20 protein-coding genes and 1 pseudogene are annotated in these 19860 nt (G+C 69.7%); 11 read left to right on the top strand and 10 right to left on the bottom strand.

Annotated elements, in window-relative coordinates:
- Window positions 1–22 precede the first annotated feature (22 nt).
- The gene (groES, locus tag VFO26_RS12605; protein ID WP_325115351.1) at window positions 23–355 is read right to left on the bottom strand and encodes a co-chaperone GroES; all 333 of its coding nucleotides are present in this window, start codon (window positions 353–355) and stop codon (window positions 23–25) included.
- A gap of 169 nt (window positions 356–524) precedes the next feature.
- Here groES and VFO26_RS12610 point away from each other — a divergent pair, with 169 nt between their 5' ends.
- Both VFO26_RS12610 and VFO26_RS12615 read left to right on the top strand, forming a co-directional pair.
- The gene (locus VFO26_RS12610; protein WP_325115352.1) at window positions 525–971 is read left to right on the top strand and encodes an NUDIX hydrolase; all 447 of its coding nucleotides are present in this window, start codon (window positions 525–527) and stop codon (window positions 969–971) included.
- 25 nt (window positions 972–996) lie between these two features.
- Complete coding sequence (locus VFO26_RS12615; protein WP_325115353.1) at window positions 997–1359, top strand: ASCH domain-containing protein; 363 nt, start codon at window positions 997–999, stop codon at window positions 1357–1359.
- Between the two features lie 180 nt (window positions 1360–1539).
- Here the strand turns inward: VFO26_RS12615 and VFO26_RS12620 are convergent, their stop codons facing one another.
- Window positions 1540–1821 carry a hypothetical protein gene (locus tag VFO26_RS12620; protein ID WP_325115355.1) on the bottom strand — a complete coding sequence of 94 codons (282 nt, stop codon included), beginning with the start codon at window positions 1819–1821 and terminating at the stop codon, window positions 1540–1542.
- A gap of 158 nt (window positions 1822–1979) precedes the next feature.
- Here VFO26_RS12620 and VFO26_RS12625 point away from each other — a divergent pair, with 158 nt between their 5' ends.
- The 8 genes from VFO26_RS12625 to VFO26_RS12660 are packed head-to-tail and all read left to right on the top strand — an operon-like array spanning window position 1980 to window position 8264.
- Entirely contained in the window at window positions 1980–3023 is a 1044-nt protein-coding gene (locus VFO26_RS12625; RefSeq protein WP_325115356.1) for a thiamine pyrophosphate-dependent dehydrogenase E1 component subunit alpha, read from the top strand.
- 9 nt (window positions 3024–3032) lie between these two features.
- Window positions 3033–4007 (top strand): alpha-ketoacid dehydrogenase subunit beta, encoded by a 975-nt coding sequence (locus VFO26_RS12630; protein ID WP_325115357.1) that lies wholly within the window; start codon window positions 3033–3035, stop codon window positions 4005–4007.
- A 12-nt stretch (window positions 4008–4019) separates the two neighbouring features.
- The gene (locus tag VFO26_RS12635; protein ID WP_325115358.1) at window positions 4020–5543 is read left to right on the top strand and encodes a dihydrolipoamide acetyltransferase family protein; all 1524 of its coding nucleotides are present in this window, start codon (window positions 4020–4022) and stop codon (window positions 5541–5543) included.
- Between the two features lie 7 nt (window positions 5544–5550).
- On the top strand, window positions 5551–5979 hold the full coding sequence (locus VFO26_RS12640) for a VOC family protein (RefSeq protein WP_325115359.1): 429 nt from the start codon (window positions 5551–5553) through the stop codon (window positions 5977–5979).
- A gap of 15 nt (window positions 5980–5994) precedes the next feature.
- On the top strand, window positions 5995–6708 hold the full coding sequence (gene lipB, locus VFO26_RS12645; RefSeq protein ID WP_325115361.1) for a lipoyl(octanoyl) transferase LipB: 714 nt from the start codon (window positions 5995–5997) through the stop codon (window positions 6706–6708).
- Between the two features lie 5 nt (window positions 6709–6713).
- Window positions 6714–7634 carry a lipoyl synthase gene (gene lipA / locus VFO26_RS12650; protein ID WP_325115363.1) on the top strand — a complete coding sequence of 307 codons (921 nt, stop codon included), beginning with the start codon at window positions 6714–6716 and terminating at the stop codon, window positions 7632–7634.
- A 56-nt stretch (window positions 7635–7690) separates the two neighbouring features.
- On the top strand, window positions 7691–7879 hold the full coding sequence (locus tag VFO26_RS12655; protein WP_325115364.1) for a hypothetical protein: 189 nt from the start codon (window positions 7691–7693) through the stop codon (window positions 7877–7879).
- Between the two features lie 46 nt (window positions 7880–7925).
- The gene (locus VFO26_RS12660; RefSeq protein WP_325115365.1) at window positions 7926–8264 is read left to right on the top strand and encodes a hypothetical protein; all 339 of its coding nucleotides are present in this window, start codon (window positions 7926–7928) and stop codon (window positions 8262–8264) included.
- 68 nt (window positions 8265–8332) lie between these two features.
- On the opposite strand, the gene VFO26_RS12665 is transcribed toward VFO26_RS12660, so the two are convergent.
- The 7 genes and pseudogenes from VFO26_RS12665 to VFO26_RS18000 all read right to left on the bottom strand — a co-directional run.
- On the bottom strand, window positions 8333–10705 hold the full coding sequence (locus tag VFO26_RS12665) for an immune inhibitor A domain-containing protein (RefSeq protein WP_325115366.1): 2373 nt from the start codon (window positions 10703–10705) through the stop codon (window positions 8333–8335).
- A 148-nt stretch (window positions 10706–10853) separates the two neighbouring features.
- Entirely contained in the window at window positions 10854–11735 is an 882-nt protein-coding gene (locus tag VFO26_RS12670) for a sugar ABC transporter permease (RefSeq protein ID WP_349259083.1), read from the bottom strand.
- A 23-nt stretch (window positions 11736–11758) separates the two neighbouring features.
- Window positions 11759–12778: an ABC transporter ATP-binding protein gene (locus VFO26_RS12675; RefSeq protein WP_325115368.1), complete on the bottom strand. Its 1020-nt coding sequence runs from the start codon at window positions 12776–12778 to the stop codon at window positions 11759–11761.
- Window positions 12775–14082: a sugar ABC transporter substrate-binding protein gene (locus VFO26_RS12680; RefSeq protein ID WP_325115369.1), complete on the bottom strand. Its 1308-nt coding sequence runs from the start codon at window positions 14080–14082 to the stop codon at window positions 12775–12777. The genes VFO26_RS12675 and VFO26_RS12680 overlap by 4 nt, the downstream gene beginning before the upstream one ends.
- Window positions 14067–14894 carry a carbohydrate ABC transporter permease gene (locus tag VFO26_RS12685; RefSeq protein ID WP_325115370.1) on the bottom strand — a complete coding sequence of 276 codons (828 nt, stop codon included), beginning with the start codon at window positions 14892–14894 and terminating at the stop codon, window positions 14067–14069. The genes VFO26_RS12680 and VFO26_RS12685 overlap by 16 nt, the downstream gene beginning before the upstream one ends.
- A gap of 69 nt (window positions 14895–14963) precedes the next feature.
- The gene (locus tag VFO26_RS12690; RefSeq protein ID WP_325115371.1) at window positions 14964–17765 is read right to left on the bottom strand and encodes a hypothetical protein; all 2802 of its coding nucleotides are present in this window, start codon (window positions 17763–17765) and stop codon (window positions 14964–14966) included.
- 78 nt (window positions 17766–17843) lie between these two features.
- Window positions 17844–17960, bottom strand: a pseudogene (locus tag VFO26_RS18000) (Arc family DNA-binding protein); the annotation flags it as partial.
- 144 nt (window positions 17961–18104) lie between these two features.
- Between VFO26_RS18000 and VFO26_RS12695 the strand changes: the two are divergent.
- Window positions 18105–18452 (top strand): hypothetical protein, encoded by a 348-nt coding sequence (locus tag VFO26_RS12695; RefSeq protein ID WP_325115372.1) that lies wholly within the window; start codon window positions 18105–18107, stop codon window positions 18450–18452.
- A gap of 18 nt (window positions 18453–18470) precedes the next feature.
- Here VFO26_RS12695 and VFO26_RS12700 read toward each other — a convergent pair whose 3' ends face one another.
- Window positions 18471–19799, bottom strand: a complete 1329-nt coding sequence (locus VFO26_RS12700) for a class II fumarate hydratase (RefSeq protein ID WP_325115373.1) — start codon at window positions 19797–19799, stop codon at window positions 18471–18473.
- Between the last annotated feature and the right edge of the window lie 61 nt (window positions 19800–19860).

Genomic DNA, 19860 nt, shown 5'->3' on the forward strand with positions numbered 1-19860 from the left:
TGTTTCCTCCTGAGCGAACGAGCTAGGCGGCGGCGCCGGCGAGCTTGCGCTTGCCCTTGCCGCCTGTGGTTACGACCTTCGCGAGCACATCCGATTCGCGCAGGATCAGGACCTCGTCGGTGCCGAGCTTGATCTCGGTACCGCCGTACTTGGAGAAGATGATCTCGTCCCCCTCCTCCACGTCCATCTTGATGTACTCCCCGTCTTCGTCCCGCGGGCCGGGACCGACGGCCAGGACCTTGCCGCGCTGCGGCTTCTCCCTCGCCGTGTCGGGTAGCACGATGCCGCTTGCCGTGACGTCCTCCTCGTCGAGGACTTCGACGATCAGGCGGTCACCAAGGGGCTGCAGATTCATTCGATGTGCCTCCCTGAGAGACTCGAGTGTTCTTACGACCGTCTGGCACTCGTGGTAGGAGAGTGCCGACAACCACTCTTATAGCAGGTTCCCGTCACGCCTGCGACGGATGATCTCAGTCTACTCGGCTCAGATTTCCGCCTGGATGGCCAGCGGTCAGAATCCTGGCGTGCGACGTGAGTTCTCTGCCGGTGGGGTGGTCGTGCGCCGAATGCGCGGACGGTGGTGGCTCGCGGTCGTCCGTCCCCGGCGCGAGGAGCATCGTCCCCAGGTCTGGGCGCTCCCGAAGGGCCTCATCGACGCAGGCGAGCGGGGTGTCGAGACCGCCCTGCGCGAGGTCTACGAGGAGACCGGCCTGCGCGCCGTGCCCGACAGGAAGCTCGGGGACGTCCGCTACGTCTACACGTGGGCGGGCGAGCGCGTCTTCAAGGTCGTCTCCTTCTTCCTGCTCCGCGCGAGCGGAGGGCGCATCGGAGAGCTGCCGGCCGGGATGGAGATCGAGGTCGCCGAGGCCCGCTGGGTGCCGCTCGCGGACGCACCGCGCCTGCTCGCGTACACGGGAGAGCGGGAGATGGCCGCGAAGGCGGCGGATCTGCTCGAGGAGGGTTCCTCCTAGACGCACGACCCGATAGGCTCGCGCGGTGCCGACGTTCGCGCTGAACTTCTACTCACCGATCGTGGCCGACCAGCTCCGCACCGGCCGCAAGACCGCGACGATCCGGCTCGGCGACAAGTCCTCGAAGTACCGCAAGGGAATGATCGTGACCGTGCTCGTGGGCGCGCGCTACGGGCAGCGCGAGAAGGTGTTCGACGCCGTGATCGACAAGGTCGAGGTGAAGACGCTCGCGCACCTGTCCCCCCGCGAGATCGAGCACGACAACCCGGAGATCCGCCGCGTCGACGAGTTCACCGAGTGGCTCTCGAAGCTCTACAACCGCCCCGTGTCCCACGAGGACACGGTGACGGTGATCCGGTTCTCCCAGATCGTCGGGACCATGTTCTAGGACGTGGGGGAACCCATGGTTCCCCCACGAGCCCCCCTCCTCCTTGGACGTGGGGCAACCGATGGTTCCCCCACGAGCCCCCTCCGTCTCCGCAGCGCACGGCCGGAGGGAGATCTGGCCTCCCGGCCGGCAAAGCCGGCCTCCGGCCGCGACGGCTCGCGCACGGTCGACCGGAAGGCGCTAGCGACCCCGGCGCCGGATCGGGCCGCCGAAGAGCTCGTCGGGTCGGAGCGCGGCGCCGCACTCCTCGCACTCCACCTGGAAGGCCGAGGGGAGCCGCGCGTCGCAGCCCGGGCACCGCGCCACGAGCGTCGTCGCACACTGAGGGCATTCGGTCGGTCGCTCGTGCTCGTGATCCTCGAAGTAGCGGGCGACGTGGCCACAGGAGGGGCAGAAGGCGACCCAGTCGCCGAGCGTGCGTCGGCGCTCCTCCTGGATCCAGTTACGCCGCGGCTTGGCCATGCCTGACTTGTACCGCGAGCGGTCGTCCGGCACCCTCGCCGGCGCTCGGTGCGGGGCCTCAAGAGCCCCCTTTTGGGGCGCTCCCGAGTCGGTTCTGTCGACCTGCCGAACGGGTAGAGTCCACCGCGATCGTCGCCCAGGAAGGGGAGCGTGCCCACATGGCAGTACGCGAGGCCGAGCCGGTCGAGACACTGCAACAGGTGAAGGAGGCGGGCCTCGACCGTGAGGACCTGCTCGGGATGTACCGCAACATGCTCATCACCCGCGCGATCGAGGAGCGCGGCCACATCCTCTACAAGCAGGGAAAGATCCCGGGCTCGTTCTACACGGGCCGTGGCAACGAGGGCTCGGCGGTGGGTGTGGCGACCGCGATGGGGCCGAACGACGTCGGCACCCCGCTCCAGCGTGACATGGGCGTGCACGTGACGCGCGGCGTCGAGGCCTGGCGCGTCTTCGCGCAGTACATGGGCCGGGAGGACGGCCCGACCCGGGGCCGCGACGGGAACATCCACATGGGCGATGCGCGGCTGGGGCTCCACACGATGGTCAGCCACCTGCCGGCGATGCTGCCGGTCGCCGTCGGGATGGGCCTGGCCTTCAAGATCCGGGACGAGAGGCGTGTCGCGGTCGCGTGGTGCGGTGAGGGCGCCGCCGCGCGCGGCGACGCGCACGAGGGGATGAACCTGGCCGGTGTCCGGCGGCTGCCGGTCGTCTTCGTGATCGACAACAACCAGTGGGCCTACTCGACACCGTCCCACCTCGAGTACGCCGTCGACCATCTCGCAGATCGCGCCGCCGGCTACGGCTTCGACGGCGTGGTCGTCGACGGGACCGACGTGCTCGCCGTCTACCGGGAGGCGAAGCGCGCGATCGAGAAGGCGCGCGAGGGCGGTGGGCCGACGCTGATCGAGTCGGTCACGCTGCGCATGGAGGGCCACGCGGTCCACGACGACGCGTTCTACGTCCCCAAGGAGCTGTTCGAGGAATGGGCGAGACGTGACCCCATCGAGCGGTTCCGCAGCTGGCTGCGCGACCACGCCGAGCTGACCGACGCCGAGGAGGACGAGCTCACGAGCGGCGTGAAGCGCCTGCTCAACGACGCCATCCAGCGGGCCGAGGAGTCCCCGCTGCCCGACCCGTCGACGGTGACCGACGGCGTCTTCGCGACACCCGACGAGCTCGAGACCCCCCACCACCGATGAGCGAGCGCCATGGCTGAGAAGACGTACCTCCAGGCGATCAGCGACTCCCTCCGGCTGGAGATGCGCCGCGACCAGCGCGTGTTCGTCCTCGGCGAGGACGTCGGCGTCTACGGCGGCGCGTTCAAGGTGACCCAGGGCTTCCAGGAGGAGTTCGGCGCGAGCCGGGTGCTCGACATGCCGCTCTCCGAGACCGCGATCGTCGCGGGCGCGACCGGCGCGGCCCTGATGGGCATGCGGCCGGTCGCCGAGATGCAGTTCGCGGACTTCGTCTCCTGCGCGTGGGACCACCTCGTCACCGTCGCGGCAAAGCAGCACTACCGCACGGGCACCCCGATCCCGATCGTGCTGCGCCTCCCCTCGGGAGGCGGCTTCTCGGGTGGGCCCTTCCACTCGCAGAACCCGGAGTCGAGCTTCGCGCACATCGCCGGCCTCAAGGTCGTCTGCCCGGCGACGCCGGAGGATGCGAAGGGCCTGCTCGCGACGGCGATCGAGGATCCCAACCCGGTCCTCTACTTCGAGCACAAGCACCTGTACCGGCGCATCAAGGGCGAGGTGCCCGACGACCGCTACACGACCCCGTTCGGGAAGGCTCGCGTCCACCGCGCGGGGGAGGACATCACGGTCGTCACGTGGGGGGCGATGGTGTACACGGCCGACGAGGCGGCCTCGAAGCTCGCCGAGGAGGACGTCTCGGTCGAGGTCGTCGATCTCCGCACGCTGATCCCGTGGGACCGCGATGCCGTGCTGGCGAGCGTCGAGCGCTGCTCCAAGGTGCTCGTCCTCCACGAGGACACGAAGACCGGCGGTTTCGGGGCCGAGATCGCGGCCACGATCGCGGAGGAGGCGTTCGAGCAGCTCGATGCGCCGGTGCGCCGGATCGCCGCGCCCGACAGCCCCGTGCCGTTCGCGCCGACGCTCGAGAAGGCATTCATCCCGCAGGTCGACGACGTCGCGGCCGCTCTGCGCGAGCTGGCCGCGTACTAGGAGGCAGACGACGTGAGCACCGGTACCACTGTCGAGGTCGTGATGCCCCAGATGGGCGTCTCCGTCTCGGAGGGCACGGTCACCCGCTGGCTGAAGCAGCCTGGCGACGAAGTAACCCTCGACGAGCCGCTGCTCGAGATCTCGACGGACAAGGTGGACACCGAGGTGCCGAGCCCCGGCGAGGGCGTCGTCGCCGAGATCCGCGTCCAGGAGGGCGAGACGGTCGAGGTCGGCACCGTTCTGGCAACCATCGCCCCCGCAGGCACCGCGGCCGCGGAGGCCCCGGCCGAGCCGGCGCCCGCCGCCGAGCCCGCGCCCGAGCCGCCTGCTCCCGAGGCAGCCGCGGCCGAGCCCGAGCCTCAGCCCGCCGCCGAGCCGGTGGCCGAGGCCCCGCCGCAAGCCGAGGCAGCTCCGGCGACAGCGCCGACGGGCGAGCCCGTCGCCCCGCAGGAGCAGGCCGTGCCACAGGCCGGCGGGAACGGCCGCACGTTCGTGTCGCCCGTCGTCGCCCGGATCGCCGCGCAGCACGGGATCGACCCGAATGCCGTCCCGGGAACCGGCCAGGGGGGCCGGGTCACGAAGAAGGACATCCTCGCGTTCATCGAGTCCGGCGCCGCGACGCCGCCGGCTCACGAGGCTCCGCCCGCGCAGGCCCCTGCGCCCGCGCCCGTTGCCGCCCCGGAGGGCCAGGCAGCGCCCGCAGCGCCCGCGCCGCACGCGGAGCCGGCCGCCCCTGCGCGGCCTGCCGTACCCGCGGAAGCGCCGACCGCGGCACCTCCCGCGCCGCCGGCCCCCGTCACCGTCGGCGCCGCTGCACCCGTCGCGGGCGAGCACGAGGAGCCCATGAACGCGATGCGCCGGGGCGTCGCCGAGCACATGCGCCGCTCGCTCGACACCTCCGCGCACGTGACCAGCGCCATCGAGGTCGACATGTCGCGCGTCGTCGCGGCGCGCGAGCGCCTGAAGAAGGAGTACGAGGCGACGTACGGCGTCAATCCCACCTACCTGGCGTTCGTGACGAAGGCGGCCGTCGAGACGCTCAAGGACTGGCCGTGGATCAACGGCGAGATCCGCGGGGACAAGATCGTGACGCGCCCCTACGTCAACGTGGGCATCGCAGTCGCGCTCGAAGACGGCAAGGGCCTCATCGTCCCCGTGATCCGGAACTCGCAGGATCTCAACCTGCTCGGCGTAGCGCGCGCGATCGCCGACCTCGCCGAGCGGGCCCGCACGAAGAAGCTCATGCCCGACGACGTCCAGGGCGGCACGTTCACGGTCACGAACCCGGGCGGTTTCGGCACCTTCCACGGCACACCGATCATCAGCCAGCCGCAGGCCGGGATCCTCGGCACGTACGCCCTCGTGAAGCGCCCGTGGGTCGTGCAGGACGAGCTCGGGCAGGACGTGATCGCGATCCGGCCGTTGATGAACGTCACGCTCACGTACGACCACCGCCTCGTGGACGGTGCGTACGCTGGTGGCTTCCTGCGCGACCTCCGCAAGCGCCTCGAGGAGTGGGACGAGGGCTCGGCCTAGCGGCCCGATGACGCAGCGGATCATCCCGATGCTCGCGTACGAGGACGCCGCGGCGGCGATCGACTGGCTGACGGACGCGTTCGGCTTCGCGGAGCGCGAGGGGCAGAGGCTCACCGACGCGGACGGGACGGTGACCCACGCCGAGCTCGAGCGGGACGGAGCGATCGTCATGCTCGCCACGCCGACCCCCGACTACCAGGGGCCGCGTCGGCATCGCGAGGAGTGTGAGGCTGCGCGGCTCTGGCAGGACAATCCCTGGGTGATCGACGGCCTCTTCGTGGAGGTGGACGACGTCGGCGCCCACCACGCTCAGGCGACCGCCGCCGGGGCGACGGTGATCCGCCCGCTCGACGACGTCGCCCACGCGGGGATGCGGCTCTACACGGCGGAGGATCCCGAGGGGCACCGCTGGATGTTCGGCCAGCGCACGGCGTAGCTACGCTCGAGCTCGATGGCCGGCGCGTACCTCCTCGATCTCCCCGGGCTGACTCCTTACCGTGAGGCGCTGGCGCTCCAGCGTTCCCTCGCGGGGGCCGTCTCGCAAGCTGCGATCCCCGACGCCGTGATCCTCCTGGAGCACGAGCCGGTCGTGACGCTGGGGCGGCGGACGGACGAGGCCGCAGAGCTCCATCTCCCGGACGGGATCGAGGTCGACGTGGTGGAGACGGATCGCGGAGGCAAGTCGACCTATCACGGCCCGGGACAGCTCGTCTGCTACCCGATCCTCGACCTGAACCGTCATGGGCGCGACCTCAAGAAGTACGTCCGCGACCTCGAGCAGGCGATCATCGGGACGCTGGGCCGCTTCGACCTGAACGGCGAGCGGATCGACGGGCTGACGGGCGTCTGGCTGACCTCCCCGCCCCGGAAGGTCGCATCGATAGGGGTACATGCCGCGCGGTGGGTCACCACCCACGGCTACGCGCTCAACGTCGACCTCGACCCCGCGCCCTTCACACAGTGGATCACGGCCTGCGGGCTCGAGGACGCCCACTTCACGTCGATGGCGCACGAGCTTGGCCGACCGCTCACGGTCGACGACGTCCGGCCGGCCGCCGCCGAGGCCCTGGCCGAGGTCTTCGGCCTCGAGCTCGACGCACTTCCGGCCGAGGACGGAGCGGGTCTCTGGCCGCAGCCCGTCCACGAGAGGCTCTCCGTACACTGAGCCCGATGCAGACGTCCCTCCCCGTCGCGGAACGTCCCCGCCGTCCCGAGTGGATGAAGGTTCGCGCACCGAGTCGCGAGGGGAAGTACTGGGACGTCCGCAAGCTGCTCCACGGCGCGAGCCTCGTCACGGTCTGCGAGGAGGCACGGTGCCCGAACATCGGCGAGTGCTGGGGACGGGGCACGGCGACCTTCCAGATCCTCGGTGACACCTGCACGCGGGCGTGCCGCTACTGCTACGTGACGTCCGGCAAGCCCGAGCACCCTCCCGACGCGCTCGAGCCGCTCCGGCTGGCCCAGGCAGCCGCGACGATGGGGCTTTCTCACGTCGTCGTGACCTCGGTCGACCGAGACGACCTGCCCGACCGGGGCGCCGGACACTTCGCCGCCACGATCCGGGCACTCAAGGCGAAGCTGCCGGATTCCCACGTGGAGGTGCTCACGCCGGACTTCCTCGGGGTCGAGGAGGAATCGCTACGGACGGTGATCGGCGCGCGGCCCGAGGTCTTCAACCACAACATCGAGACCGTCCGCCGCCTGCACCGGCGGATGCGCGGGGCGAAGGCGAGCTACGAGGGCGCGCTCTCGCTCCTGCGCCGCGCGAAGGAGATCGCCGACTACCCGGTGCTCACGAAGTCCGGGATCATCGTCGGCCTCGGTGAGACGAACGACGAGGTCGTGGACACGATGCGCGACCTGCGGGCCAACGGCGTCGACGTCGTCACGATCGGCCAGTACCTCCAGCCCTCGTCGCACCACGCGAAGATCGACCGCTGGGTGCATCCCGACGAGTTTCGCTGGATGCGCGAGCAGGGCGAGGCGCTCGGCTTCGGCTCGGTGTTCGCGGGGCCGCTCGTCCGGTCGAGCTACCGCGCCGACGAGCAGCGTCACGCGGCCGAGACCGGACGCGGCGCGGTCGCCTACTGATCTCCGGGCGCGTCGCGCGATTCGCTCCGCGCGGTGGAACGCGCTAGGGTCGAGCCATGGGAATCAAGGACACGGTCTTCGGCTGGCTCCGGTCCACGCCCACCGATAGCGAGGAGCTCGAGGACGCCGAGGCCGACGAGGCGGAGCGGGAATACGCCGCGGAGAAGGCCGACGAGATCGCCGCCAACCGGTTCCGGAGCAGGCCCGGCGAGTTCGAGTCGGACCAGGACGCGCCGCGCCACTGACCTCGGCTTCACGAAATCCTCACGGCGCGGGGATAGCGTCACCACCGTGAAGGCGCTCGCGATTGTTGCGGCGCTCGTGGCCGTTACCGCTCCGGCCGCACACGCCGCGACCACGCCGAAGCTTCGGCTCGTCACGCAACAGCCGCTGACGGTTCGGGGGGAGGCGTTTCGGCCGAGCGAGCGGATCGCCGTGACGGCGATGACGCTCTCCGGGCCCAGGCGCGTGCTCGTCCGGACGACACCGGCGGGCCGCTTCTCGGCGACCTTCAGGCTCCCCAGCCAGCCGTGCGGCCGGGCGCTCGCCGTGCTCGCGCTCGGTAGCCGCGGAAGCCGTGCGTCGCTGAACCTCCGCAGCGCCCCCTGCATCCCGCCGCCGCGGGACTGAGACGCAGAACGTGATCGGGCGGGGTCTCCCCCGCCCGATCACCCCTACTACGCAGTCGTGCCGAGGAGCTACTTCGGCGCGACGACGACTTCCATCGCGGCACTCTGGGAGCCACCGCTCTTGATCGTGACCGTTGTGCCCGTCTTCGGCACCTTGACGCTGTACCACTCGGGCTCGTAGCGACCCGGGTGATCGGCGCCGTGCCCGTCTTCGGCGAACCAGTAGTCCTTCGTGTCGTCGAAGACGTCCACGCCCTTCTGCGCGGGGATCGTGGTCGGCCGGCTGTTGATGTTCACCGTGATCGCCTTCGTGTTCTGCTTCGAGAACGTCGAGTCGAAGGACAGGATCCTGGGCCGCAGCAGCGTGCCGTCCTGAGCGTGATGGAACGTCGGATGCGCGTCCACCGGGAGGAGCAAGCCCTCACCGGGATGGTCGCCCACGTTGTTGTCCGTGTGCGACGAGTCCCAGTAGCTGATCAAGAGCCCGTCCTGGTAGGGGAACGACTCGACCCAATCGGGCTTCGTGTTCAGGAACCCGAAGTTGTACGCGGTCTGCAACGACGTGTCGTAGCTCGTGTACTGCCGCTTCTCGGCGACGTAGGCGTTGAAGAACGCCGCCGTCTCCTGGCCGGTCGTCACACGGAAGCCGTTGAGCGTCCAGCCTTCGTCGTGGGCCGTCCCGTCGAGCGTGATGTCGTCGACCTGGAGGCCCGACTCGACGGCAGCGCCGTCCGTCCAGTAGCGGAAGCCGAGCGTGACCGTCTGTCCCGCGAATGCCGCGAGGTTCGCGGTCAGCGAGACCCAGTTACCGCCTGACGATCCAGTGATCCCGTTGCCGAAGTTCTGGCCGTTGGGATTGGTGGTCGTCGAGAGGTTCGTGGCGACCGGGTTGCCATTCACCGTGAGGTAGGCGTAGTCCCAGTCCTGCTCGATCTCGTACCGGACGCGGGCCGAGAACGCACCTGCCCCGACGGTCACCTGCTTGGTCATCGTGACGTCGAGGTCGTCACCCGCCCCGGAGTAGAAGAAGTCAGGACCCTCGAACGGATCGCCGAGGTCGGTCTCCACCTGCTTCGGCGGGAGCACCACGAACAGGGCCTGGGCGTCCTGCGTGTTGTACTCCGCCGGACCCAGCCGGTGGGTCGACGTCTGGCCGGCGGAGGCCACGTCGTAGTTCAGCCACCCGAGCTGGAACTTCTCCCATGCCCCGAGATCGGTCGGGTCGTCCCCGATTCCGTCGCGGCCGCCGTCACCGATGTTCGCACCGGAGGACATGAGCGTCCAGAAGCCGGTCGAGTTCTCGGCGCCGCCGGTGTTGCCGGACGTGTCGTAGAGATCCGGCAGTCCGAGGTCGTGGCCGTACTCGTGCGCGAAGACACCGAGCCCGCCGTTCTCGGGCTGGATCGTGTAGTCGAAGACGCAGAAATTCGTCAGGTTCTGCGGAATCGTCACACCCGACGACACGCCGCCCATCCCGATCCGCGTCGAGCGGACGCCTGCCCCGTCGAACGGGCAGCCTGCGGTCCCGCTGATCTGTGCCTGCCAACGATGGCTCCAGATGGCGTCCTGGCCGTAGATCGGGTCACCGGCCGCCTCGTCGCCACCGGCGTGGACGATCTGGAAGTGGTCGATGACGCCGTCCGGCTCGTCGAACTCGCCGTTGCCGTTGATGTCGTAGCGATCCCAGACATCGAACGTGCTGAGGTACTGGTTGATCTCGGCCATCGTCTTGCCCGAATCGAGCTGCGACTTGACCCAGAACGCCATGGCGTCGCGGATCAGGAACCACGTGTTCGAGCAGACGATGCTGTCCGCGCTCCCCGCAACCCCGATCTGGATGTCACCATCGACGTCGCAGTCGTTCGAGCCGTACCGGCGCTGGTTGAACGGCACCTTGACCCACTCGACGACGTCGCCGGCGACCGAGTAGCGCCCGGACGACTGACGCTCGTAGTACTTGGCCATCCGGTTGAAATACATGTCCTGGTAGTGGGCCTTGCTGTAGTCGGACTGCCACAGGGTCGAGTTGTCGACCGAGCGGTCAGGCGCGGGAATCTCGTTGTGCAGCGGTCCCTCGAACCGCTGGGCCCCCGCGGCCGGGATCACGGGATACGACGTATGGGCCGTGTTCCCGAACTCGGCGATCACGACGAAGATCCGGTCGGTCGCCTCGCGAGCAAGCTCGACGTAGCGTCCGTTCGCGAGCTTCGCGACCTTCGCGCCCTTCTGGATCTTGCCCTGCAGCAGTTGCTGCTGCGCCTTGGTGCGATCTTCGTTCTGTCGCTTGGCGAGCGACGATTCGAGGTTGTGCACCTGCCCGATGGCCTGGTCGGCCTTGCCTTTGCCGCCGGCTGCGGTGCCGGCGGCCACCGATACGCCGACGCCGACCGACAGGACGAGCACAAGCGCTCCGCTGAGGAGCGCGAGGAATTGCTTCCTCATGTGTCTCCCTTCTGAGTTCTCCCCTTGGTGGGCGGACGGCCCGCCCGGAGCGTGACCCTAGCCGCCGCCGCGGTGAAGGGCAAGAGTGAACCTCAATTGCCCATTTGTGCGAGGTGCCACGATGCCAATCGGCCGGCGCACCCTACAGTCATGCACCATGCGGCGTGACGGCTCGGCGGCTCCACCGCCGAATCGCCCACAGCTGGACGACGACGGCGGTCGCCGTCAGGAGAAGCATCACGACGGTCGCCGCGGCTGCATACCCGTAGCGCAGGTACTCGAACGCGTTCCGGTAGGCGAAGAGGCCGAGGTATGTCGTTCCGTAGTCGGGTGGGCCTCCGTCCCAGACCACGAGCGACGGGACGAAGGTCGTCTGCAGGCCGAGCACGAGGTCGCGCAGGCAGAGCAGGGCGAGCGCGGGAGCCATCACGGGCAGGGTGATGCGCCGGAACACGTCCCACCAGGTCGCGTCCTCCAGCGCTGCCAGCTCGTAGAGGTCGGACGGGATCGCGCGGCGCGCGACGAGCAGGATCACGAACCCCTCCCCGATCGTGAACAGGCTCATCAGGATGACCCCGGCGCGTGCGTGGTTCGGATCGGTGAGCCACTGCGGGGGAAGCCGTCCGAGGACGGTCTCGCCGTTCGCACCGCCGGCTGTCAGCAGCCCGTTCACCGGCCCGGAGATCGGATTGAAGAGCCACAGCCAGAGAAGCCCGAAGGCGACCTCGGGGACGACCGTGGGAAGGATCACGGCCGCCCGGGCCGCGCCGCCGCCGCGGAAGCGCCGGTGGAGGAGCAGCGCAAGCCCGAGCGCGGCGAGAAGCCTGAGCGGCGTCGCGATCGCGGCGAAGACGAGGGAGTTCACGAGCGCGATCCGGAAGACGTCGTCGTGGACGAGCTCTCTGAAGTTGGCGAGGCCGACCAGCTCCGGCGCCCGGACGAGGTCGTACTCCGTGAACGCCAACGCGACCGTCACGACCGCCGGAAAGGCCACGAGGGCGGCGAGCCCCACCGCGTACGGCGCGAGCATCAGCGCGAGCTGTCGGCGCTCCGTCACCTCCGTCGCACCCGGGCGCCGGTCGCCGCGTCGAAGAGGTGCACGTGATCCGGAACGGCCGAGAGGAGGACCTGGTCTCCCGGTTGGGGCCGCCCGGCGGAATCGCAGCGCGCGACGAGTCGCACGCCTGCGACGTCGACGTGGACGTACGCCTCGCTGCCGACCGGCTCGACGAGCGCGACGCTGCCGCGGGCGGGGCCATGCCCGAGGCGAAGGTGCTCCGGGCGGACGCCCAGCTCGAGCCCGGGGTCGGCAGGCACACCCTGGACCCGCAACGGGCCGTCGGCGGGCACGACATTCATCGTGGGGGAGCCGACGAAACGCGCGACGAAGCGGTTCACCGGCTCACGCCAGATCTCGTCGGGCGTGCCGTGCTGCTCCACGCGTCCCTCTCGGAGGACTGCGATCCGATCGCCGAGGACGAGGGCCTCGACCTGGTCGTGCGTCACGTGCACGGAGACCCCACCGACGCGTCGATGGAGCTCCTTCAGCTCCGCGCGCATCTGCACACGGAGCTCTGCGTCCAGGTTCGAGAGCGGCTCGTCGAAGAGGAACACGTCGGGCTCGCGGACGAGCGAGCGTGCCAGAGCCACGCGCTGGCGCTCCCCGCCGGAGAGCTCGTGGGGCCGTCGCTCGAGTACGTTCCCGCAGCCGACGAGACCGACCGCGCGTTCGACCCGGGCTGCCGCGTCCGCCCTGGGGACGTCGCGCACGATCAGGCCGAAGGCGATGTTCTCGCGCACGGTCATGTGCGGGAACAGGGCGTGGCTCTGGAACACCATCGAGACGTTCCGCCGGCCCGGGGGGAGCCCGGTGATGTCGCGCCCGTCGAGCAGCACACGTCCGCCGGTCGGCTCCTCGAGCCCCGCGATCAGGCGGAGCAGAGTCGTCTTCCCGCACCCGGACGGCCCGAGCACCGCGAGCAGCTCGTCCGTGCCCACGGAGAGGTCGACGTCTCGAAGCGCGTCGATCCGGCCGTACCGCTTGGAGAGGCCCTCGAGCCGGAGCCCGCTCACGGGCCCTCGGCCCGTGCGAACAGTGGTCGTGTCGCCTCGTCGACCTCGCGGGCCACCTGCTCGGCGGGCTCGCCGTGGTACAGCCCGTTCTCGAGGATCGGCTCGGTCGCATCCTCGATCTCCGGCCACGTCGAGAGCGTCGGCACCAGCCGGATCACGTCGATCGTGTCCAGGAACACGCGGGCGTTGCGTGGAGGCGCATTCGGGTCGAGGAACGCCTCCGACTGCGCGACCGAGATCATGGACGGCACCGTCCGCCCCGTCCGGGAGGCGATTCGCTGGCCCTCCGCCCCGAGTGCGAACTCGACGAAGTCCCAGGCGGCGTCCTTGTCCTCCGAGCCGGAGGTGATGCAGTACGCGTCCGAGTGGAGGATCCCGGCCGGCTCCTTCCAGACGGGCAGCGGCGCAACGTCCCACTCGAAGTCGGTGATGGTGCGGAAGAGCGGCGTCGAGCGACGGGAGGAGAGGAGCATCGCAAGCCCGCCGTTGGCGAAGCGCGTCTCGTCGTCGATTGCCTCGACCTCGACGTCGGCCGGCACGACGCCGTAGACGCTCCGCAGCTGCAGGAAGGCGGCGAGAGCCTCGAGGGACTCGGGCTCGTCCAGCGTCAGTCGCGTCGGCCGGTCGTCGTCGTCGACGAGCGACCCCCCGTTCGACCAGGCGAACGGGGCGATCCGGATCAGCGTCGGCTCGACCCCGAGCCCGTAGACGGCGGCCGTCGCTCCGCCGCTGTCGGGGTCGCCCGCCCTGAGCTGACGGCCGTTGGCATCGCGCGTGAGCGCAGCGGCGGCGCCGAGCAGCTCGTTCCAGGCCCAGCCGCTCTTCGGCTCCGGCACGGAGTACCGGGTGAAGAGATCACGGTTGTAGTAGACGACGAGGCTCGAGATGTTCTGCGGCATGCAGAGTTGCTCGCCGCGCCAGCGGAACGCGTCCATCGCGATCGGGTAGAAGTCGTCCGCCTCGAACGCCTCGGACTCGTCCAGGCGCTCCGTCACCGGCTCGATCGCGTCCTTGGACGCGAACTGCCCGTAGTAGCGGTAGTTCATGAGGAAGACGTCGGGGGGAGATCCCGCTGCGATCGAGGTCGACAGCCGGGCGATCAGGTCGTCACGGTCGCTCGCCTCGACGAGCTGCACGTCCTCTCCGGATTCCCGCTCGTAGGCCGACGCGACGTCCCTGTAGGCCTGGAGCTCCTCCGGATCGCCGAAGACGAGGAAGCGCACGGGTCCCTCCCTCGACTCGCCGCCGCAGCCGGCGGCGGCCACTGCCAGCGCGGCGACGAGAGCGATCAGCGCCCGAGCCACCGTGCGCCCCGGAAGTCGTCCAGGAACCAGCGTTGGGCAACGAGGAAGAGCGCAACGACAGGTGCCGTCGCCACGACCGCGCCGGCCAGCAGGACCGGCAGGTCGGACCGGTCGAGCGTCGCCAGCGAGCGCAGCCCGAGCGGGAGCGTGTAGAGGCTCGGGTCGAAGAGGTAGACGAGCGGGTCGAGCACGTTCCCCCAGGAGACGAGGAAGGCGAGGAAGCCGACCGCGACGGTGACGGGCTTCACGAGCGGCATCGCGACTCGGCGCCAGATCGCGAACGGGCCCAGGTCGTGCAGGCGGCAGACGTCGTAGAGCTCCTGCGGCAGGCGACGAAACGCCCAGGTGTAGAGGAGCACGTAGAGCGGGGACGTGCCGAGCAGCGCCGGCGCGAGCAGCGGCACCCAGGTATCCGTGAGCCCGAGCCACTGGAAGAGCGTGAAACGCGGCACGACGAGCGCGGTCGCGGGCACCATCAGCGCCGCCACCGACGCGGCGACCAGGACCCGGAACGCCGCGCCGCTCAGCCGCGCGAGAGCAAATCCTGCGAGCGACGCGACCAGCACCGAGAGGACCGCGGCGAGCGTCGCGACGACGAGCGAGTTGAGCGTGTAGCGGCCGAGGTCGACGAGGTCGAAGGCGCGGCCGTAGCTTCCGAAGCCGAGCGGGTCGGGGACGAGCTCCGGCGAGCGCGGCGGCGGAAGGCCCGGCGGGCGGAGCGATCCGGAGACCATGAAGACGAGCGGCAGGAGGAAGATCGCCGCGACCGCGGCGGCGCCGATCGTGAGCACGACGCCTCCCCGTCGTCCCATCGGCGCGAGCCTACTGCACGGAGGGCCGCGTCAGCGGCCCTCCGTCGGAACGTGCTTCTGGCCCGGGGTCTACCCGAGGTTGAGCCTCCAGGCGCCGAGGCCGTGGGTCGCCGCGTAGAGGATTCTGTCCTTGCCGACGTACGTCAGGCCGGCTACCTCCACGTTCGGCATCCCCGGTGCAGCGGCGGTCCATGTCGTCGTACCGCTCGCGAGGCGGTAGACGCCGAAGTCGGACGCTGCGTAGGCGTCACCGGAGGCGGTGTCGACGGCGATGTCGTTGATCGGCAGGTCGCCGAGGTCATAGCTCCGGTTCGTCCACGTCGACGTCGCGGTCGCGGGGTTGTACCTCACCTCGAACACGTGACCGGGGGTCGCCGGCGTGCTGGCGTCGAAGCCCGTGTACGAGACCCACGCGTGGTTCGCGTCGTTCGGATCGATGAAGATCGACGAGACGAACCGGCCGGGAGCGCCGCTGCCCGCGTCGTCGTCGAGCCTCGTGAACGCGACGGAGGTCGCGGGCTCCGCGTCCGCGTTCGTCGAGATCACGACACGACCGTTCAGGGCTCCCGCCCAGAGGGTCTTCGAGTCCGTGGGTGCACGCTCGACCGCTGTCGTGTACTGGTTGACCACCCCGGAGACGTACCCGGCGACACCGGCCGGCCCGAGCGGCTCCCAGTCACCGCAGGTGACGTTGGCGGGGAAGTCGCCGGTCCACTCGTTGCAGTGCTGCCGGAGCTCGGCGAGGCTCATGGAGCCCATGCCGTGGGTCTTGGTGCGCCACACGTGCCCCGTGCCGACGAACATCCAGCCGCTCTCGACGGGATCGCTGATGATCGGCACGTAGAACGACTGGGTTTCCGTACCGAGCGGATCGCCGATCCAGTTCCAGTCGGAGATGTCACCGTTCGAGAAATTGACGTCCGGTGTCGCCTGGAAGAACGTGTGGAAGCGGAAGGCCGGGATCTCGGAGTCGAAGCCGGACTGACCCCCGTCGCCGATCATCGTGTTCTCCCACTTGGTCGGGTTCCCCTGTGTCTGCCAGGTGCCGTTGTCCTGTGTGCCGCCCTGCAGCAGGTTCGAGTTGAACGGGCTGACCGAGAGGCTCTGGAACTGGAGCGTCGGCAGGCCCTTGTTCAGCGACTCGAGCTTGGTCGGGATCTTCGAGAGCATTTGCTTGCACCGCGCATTCGCGGCTGCGCTGAGGTTCCGGTTCGGGTCGTCGCACCAGACGGAACGGTCGACGAGCTCACCGCTCGAGCGCATGATCCCGCCGTCGTTCGCCTCGAAGAACTGCATCGGGTTGTCCGGATTGGTGACGAGCGCGTGCTGGTCCGGGTGGAGGCCGTTGGGATGGAGAGGATCCGTCCCGTCGAACGTCATGTCGTAGCCCGACACACCGGCGTCGGTCGACATGATCACCCCGCGCTTGTTCGCGAACGTCTCGCCGTAGCGATACGCGCCCCCGGCGTACACGACCTCCGGATGACCCTTCGGCGAATGGACGAACACGTCGTACCAGCACTGGCCGGTACACAGGTCGAACGTCGCCACGCCCGGGTTCGCCAGGCTGTTGCTCGTAAGGTCGGTGAACACGGGTACGCCCGACGACACGTCGTCCGAGCGGAAGAGCCTGCTGAACGGCGTGCCGACGTTTCCCTCGTACACGTACATGCGCGTCTTGCCGTTCGGCAGCTTGTTGACGGCGATCGCCGCTCGGGTGGTGTTCTGCGCCGCATTCAGCGACGGCTTGATCTCGACCCAGGTCGCACCCGCGTCCGGCGAGCGCCAGATGCCCCGGGCGTACGAGGACGCGTACACGATCTGCGGATTCGACGGGTCGAGTGCTATGTGGCGGACACCACGCGGGGAGCACGCGCCGAGGTTCAGGGCCTCGTTCGTATCGCCCGTGCAGACCCCCGGCGTCGCAGCGCCGTTGTGGACGAACGTCCAGCTCGCGCCGCCGTTCGTCGACTTGTAGAGGCCCCACTGAGGTGCGCCGGGGATGATCGACACCCCGCCGCCCGAGACGGACGAGACGCCGCGAACGCCTCGTGTGGAGGCCGCATACACGATGTTCGGGTTACCGGGAACGACCTCGATGGAACCGACGGCCCGGGCGTCGAACACGTTCGCCCCGAGCGGGCCCGTCCACGAGGCGCCGCCGTTCGTCGTCTTGTAGATGCCGACGCCGGCGGCGGAGTCCCCGGAGGCGTTCGCCTCCCCGGTGCCGACCCACACGGTGTTCCCGCTCGGGTCGTTGGGGTCGATCGTGATCGAGCTGACGGCCTGGATCCCGAACGAGCCGGACACGAACTCCCAGTTCGGCTGCCCCGTCAACGCGTTCTTCGTGGTCCAGATGCCGCCGCCGGCCGCACCCGCCCAGAGCCGGCAGTTGCCCGGCTTGCAGGTCGAGCCGATCGCGAGCACCGTCGTCCGCCCGGAGGCGACGTAGGTGTTCGGGACGTAGAGGAACGAGTTGCGGAACTCCGTGAAGGGGTACAGGGCCGTGTCGGGCCCGACGCTCACCCACGTGCCCTTCTGTCCCTTCCCGCTCGGGAACGGGCGCCCCTTCGCGCTCTTCGCGGCCGCGCGGGCCGCGTCGATCTTCGCGAGCGCGATGTCGGCCGACGGATACGCCTGCTGCTCGAACTTCCAGTCCGAGCGTGAGGCTGGGTTCTCCTGCGTCTTCAGGGCGGGCGCGGCTACGGCGAGCTTCGCGAGATGGGCGCCCAGGGCGGTAGGGAACTCCCCGCCGCCGCGAGCGGCCGATGTCGCGTCGGACCCGGACAGGGTCACGCCGGCGACTGCGGCCGCGGCTACCACGAGGAGCACCGCGAACGCGGCGAGCCCGTGTCGTCGTCTACGTGTCATGCGACTCCTCTTCGGATGGGGTCGCACGCGACCGTGCGCGTGCGCTGGATCGAGGTCAGCCGCGTCGAGGCTCGCTTCCAGGCGCGCGATGATCTCCCCGTTCAGGCTCCGGCCCGAGCGATCAGCAGCCGTCCGGAGACGATCACGGAGCGCGAACGGCATCCGCAAGAGGAAGCGGTACCTCTCCCCCGACACTTTCGGGCAGCACTATGAACGAACCGAGGGGCGATATCAAATCGACCGTGCGGGCGTGATATCACCGACCGGCCCTCGGGGACGCTGTGTAAGAAAGGTGTACGGAACCGCTTCGCGCGGCACTCCGCAGTCGATACTCGGGATGTGAAGGCCGCCGTCTGGCTGCTCTCCCTTCTCCTCGTGGCGTCGTTGGCCGCGACCGCTTCGTCGGCGACGGCGCCACAGGTCCGGGTCGCCCCTGGTGAGACGCTCACGATCGTCGGCGCGGGATTCGCTCCGAGGGTGCTCGTTCGCCTGCGCCTGGCAGGCCCCGGGATCGCGCGTCAGACAACGGTTCGTGCCGGCAGGCGGGGTGGTTTCACCCGCCGTTTCCCCGGGCTCGGGGCTTGCTCGGTCGACGAGGTCACCGCGAGCGCGGGCAGGGCTCGCGCCCGCGTCCCGACGCCCTGGTTCATCAAGGAGTGCCCGCCGCCGCCGCCGCTCGCGCCGTAAGGCCCGGACAGGGCGGGCTCAGCCGTGCGGCTTGGCCATCTTGTGGTAGTCGAGCGCCTCGTCGAGGACGCTCTCCTCCACGCCCGCCTCGCGCGCGACCTCGCGCAGCGACCGGCCTGACGCCACCGCGCCCTTCACGATCTCGGACGCCTTGTCGTAGCCGATGAACGGGTTGAGTGCGGTCGCGGCGCTGAGCGTGCCCTCCGCGTACTGCTCGTTCCGCTCGCGGTTCGCCTCGATGCCTGCGACGCACCTCTCGGCGAAGAGGCGCGACACGTTCGCGAGCAGGTCGATCGACTGCAGCAGGTTCCTGGCGATCAGCGGCACGTAGACGTTGAGCTCGAAGTGCCCGTTCATGCCGCCGATCGTGATCGCCGTGTCGTTCCCGATCACCTGCGCAGAGACCTGCGTGACGACCTCGGGGATGACCGGGTTGACCTTGCCGGGCATGATCGACGAGCCCTTCTGGAGCTCCGGCAGGAAGATCTCCGAGAGGCCGGCGCGAGGGCCTGAGCCCATCAGACGGAGGTCGTTGGCGATCTTCGTCAGGGAGACCGCGACGACCTTGAGCGCACCGGAGGCCTCGACGAGGCCGTCGCGGGCCGCCTGGGACTCGAACGGGTCGGCCGGAGCGGAGATCGGCAGGCCCGTCGACTCGTGCAGCAGCTCACGCACCCTGGCGGCGAACTCGGGATGGGTGTTGAGGCCGGTGCCCGTCGCAGTGCCGCCCAGCGGGATCTGACCGAGGCGCGGGAACGCGTCCGAGATCCGTGCGATCCCCTGGCGCACCTGGGCCGCATAGCCGGAGAACTCCTGGCCGAGCGTCACGGGGACGGCGTCCATCAGGTGCGTGCGCCCTGACTTGACGACGTCGTCGAACTCCTCCGCCTTCGTCTCGAGGGCGTGTGCGAGCTGCTCGAGGGCGGGGACGAGGTCGTGGACCGCGCGGTCGAGCGCCGCGAGGTGCACGGCCGACGGGAACACGTCGTTCGACGACTGGCCCATGTTCACATGGTCGTTCGGGTGCACGTCCTCGCCGGCGAGGCTCGCGATGACCTCGTTCGCGTTCATGTTCGAGCTCGTGCCGGAGCCGGTCTGGAAGACGTCGATCGGGAACTGGTCGTCGAACTCGCCGACCGCGATCCGGTCGCCGGCGGATGCGATCCGCTGCGCCACGTCCGGGTCGAGCAGCCCGAGCTCCGCGTTCGCGCGGGCGGCAGCGGCCTTGATGCGGCCGAGCCAGTGACCGACTGCGACGGGAATCCGCTCACCGGAGACCGGGAAGTTGTCCACGGCCTTCGCCGTCTCGCCGCCCCAGAGCACCTGGCGTTCCGCCGTCTCGCTCACGCGACGAGTCTAGCCGTGTGGCGGAAAGGCCAGTGTCAGACACCGGATCCTGTCAAGTGGT

It is taken from the genome of Gaiella sp. (assembly GCF_035710885.1).
In the GTDB taxonomy this organism is placed as follows: domain Bacteria; phylum Actinomycetota; class Thermoleophilia; order Gaiellales; family Gaiellaceae; genus Gaiella.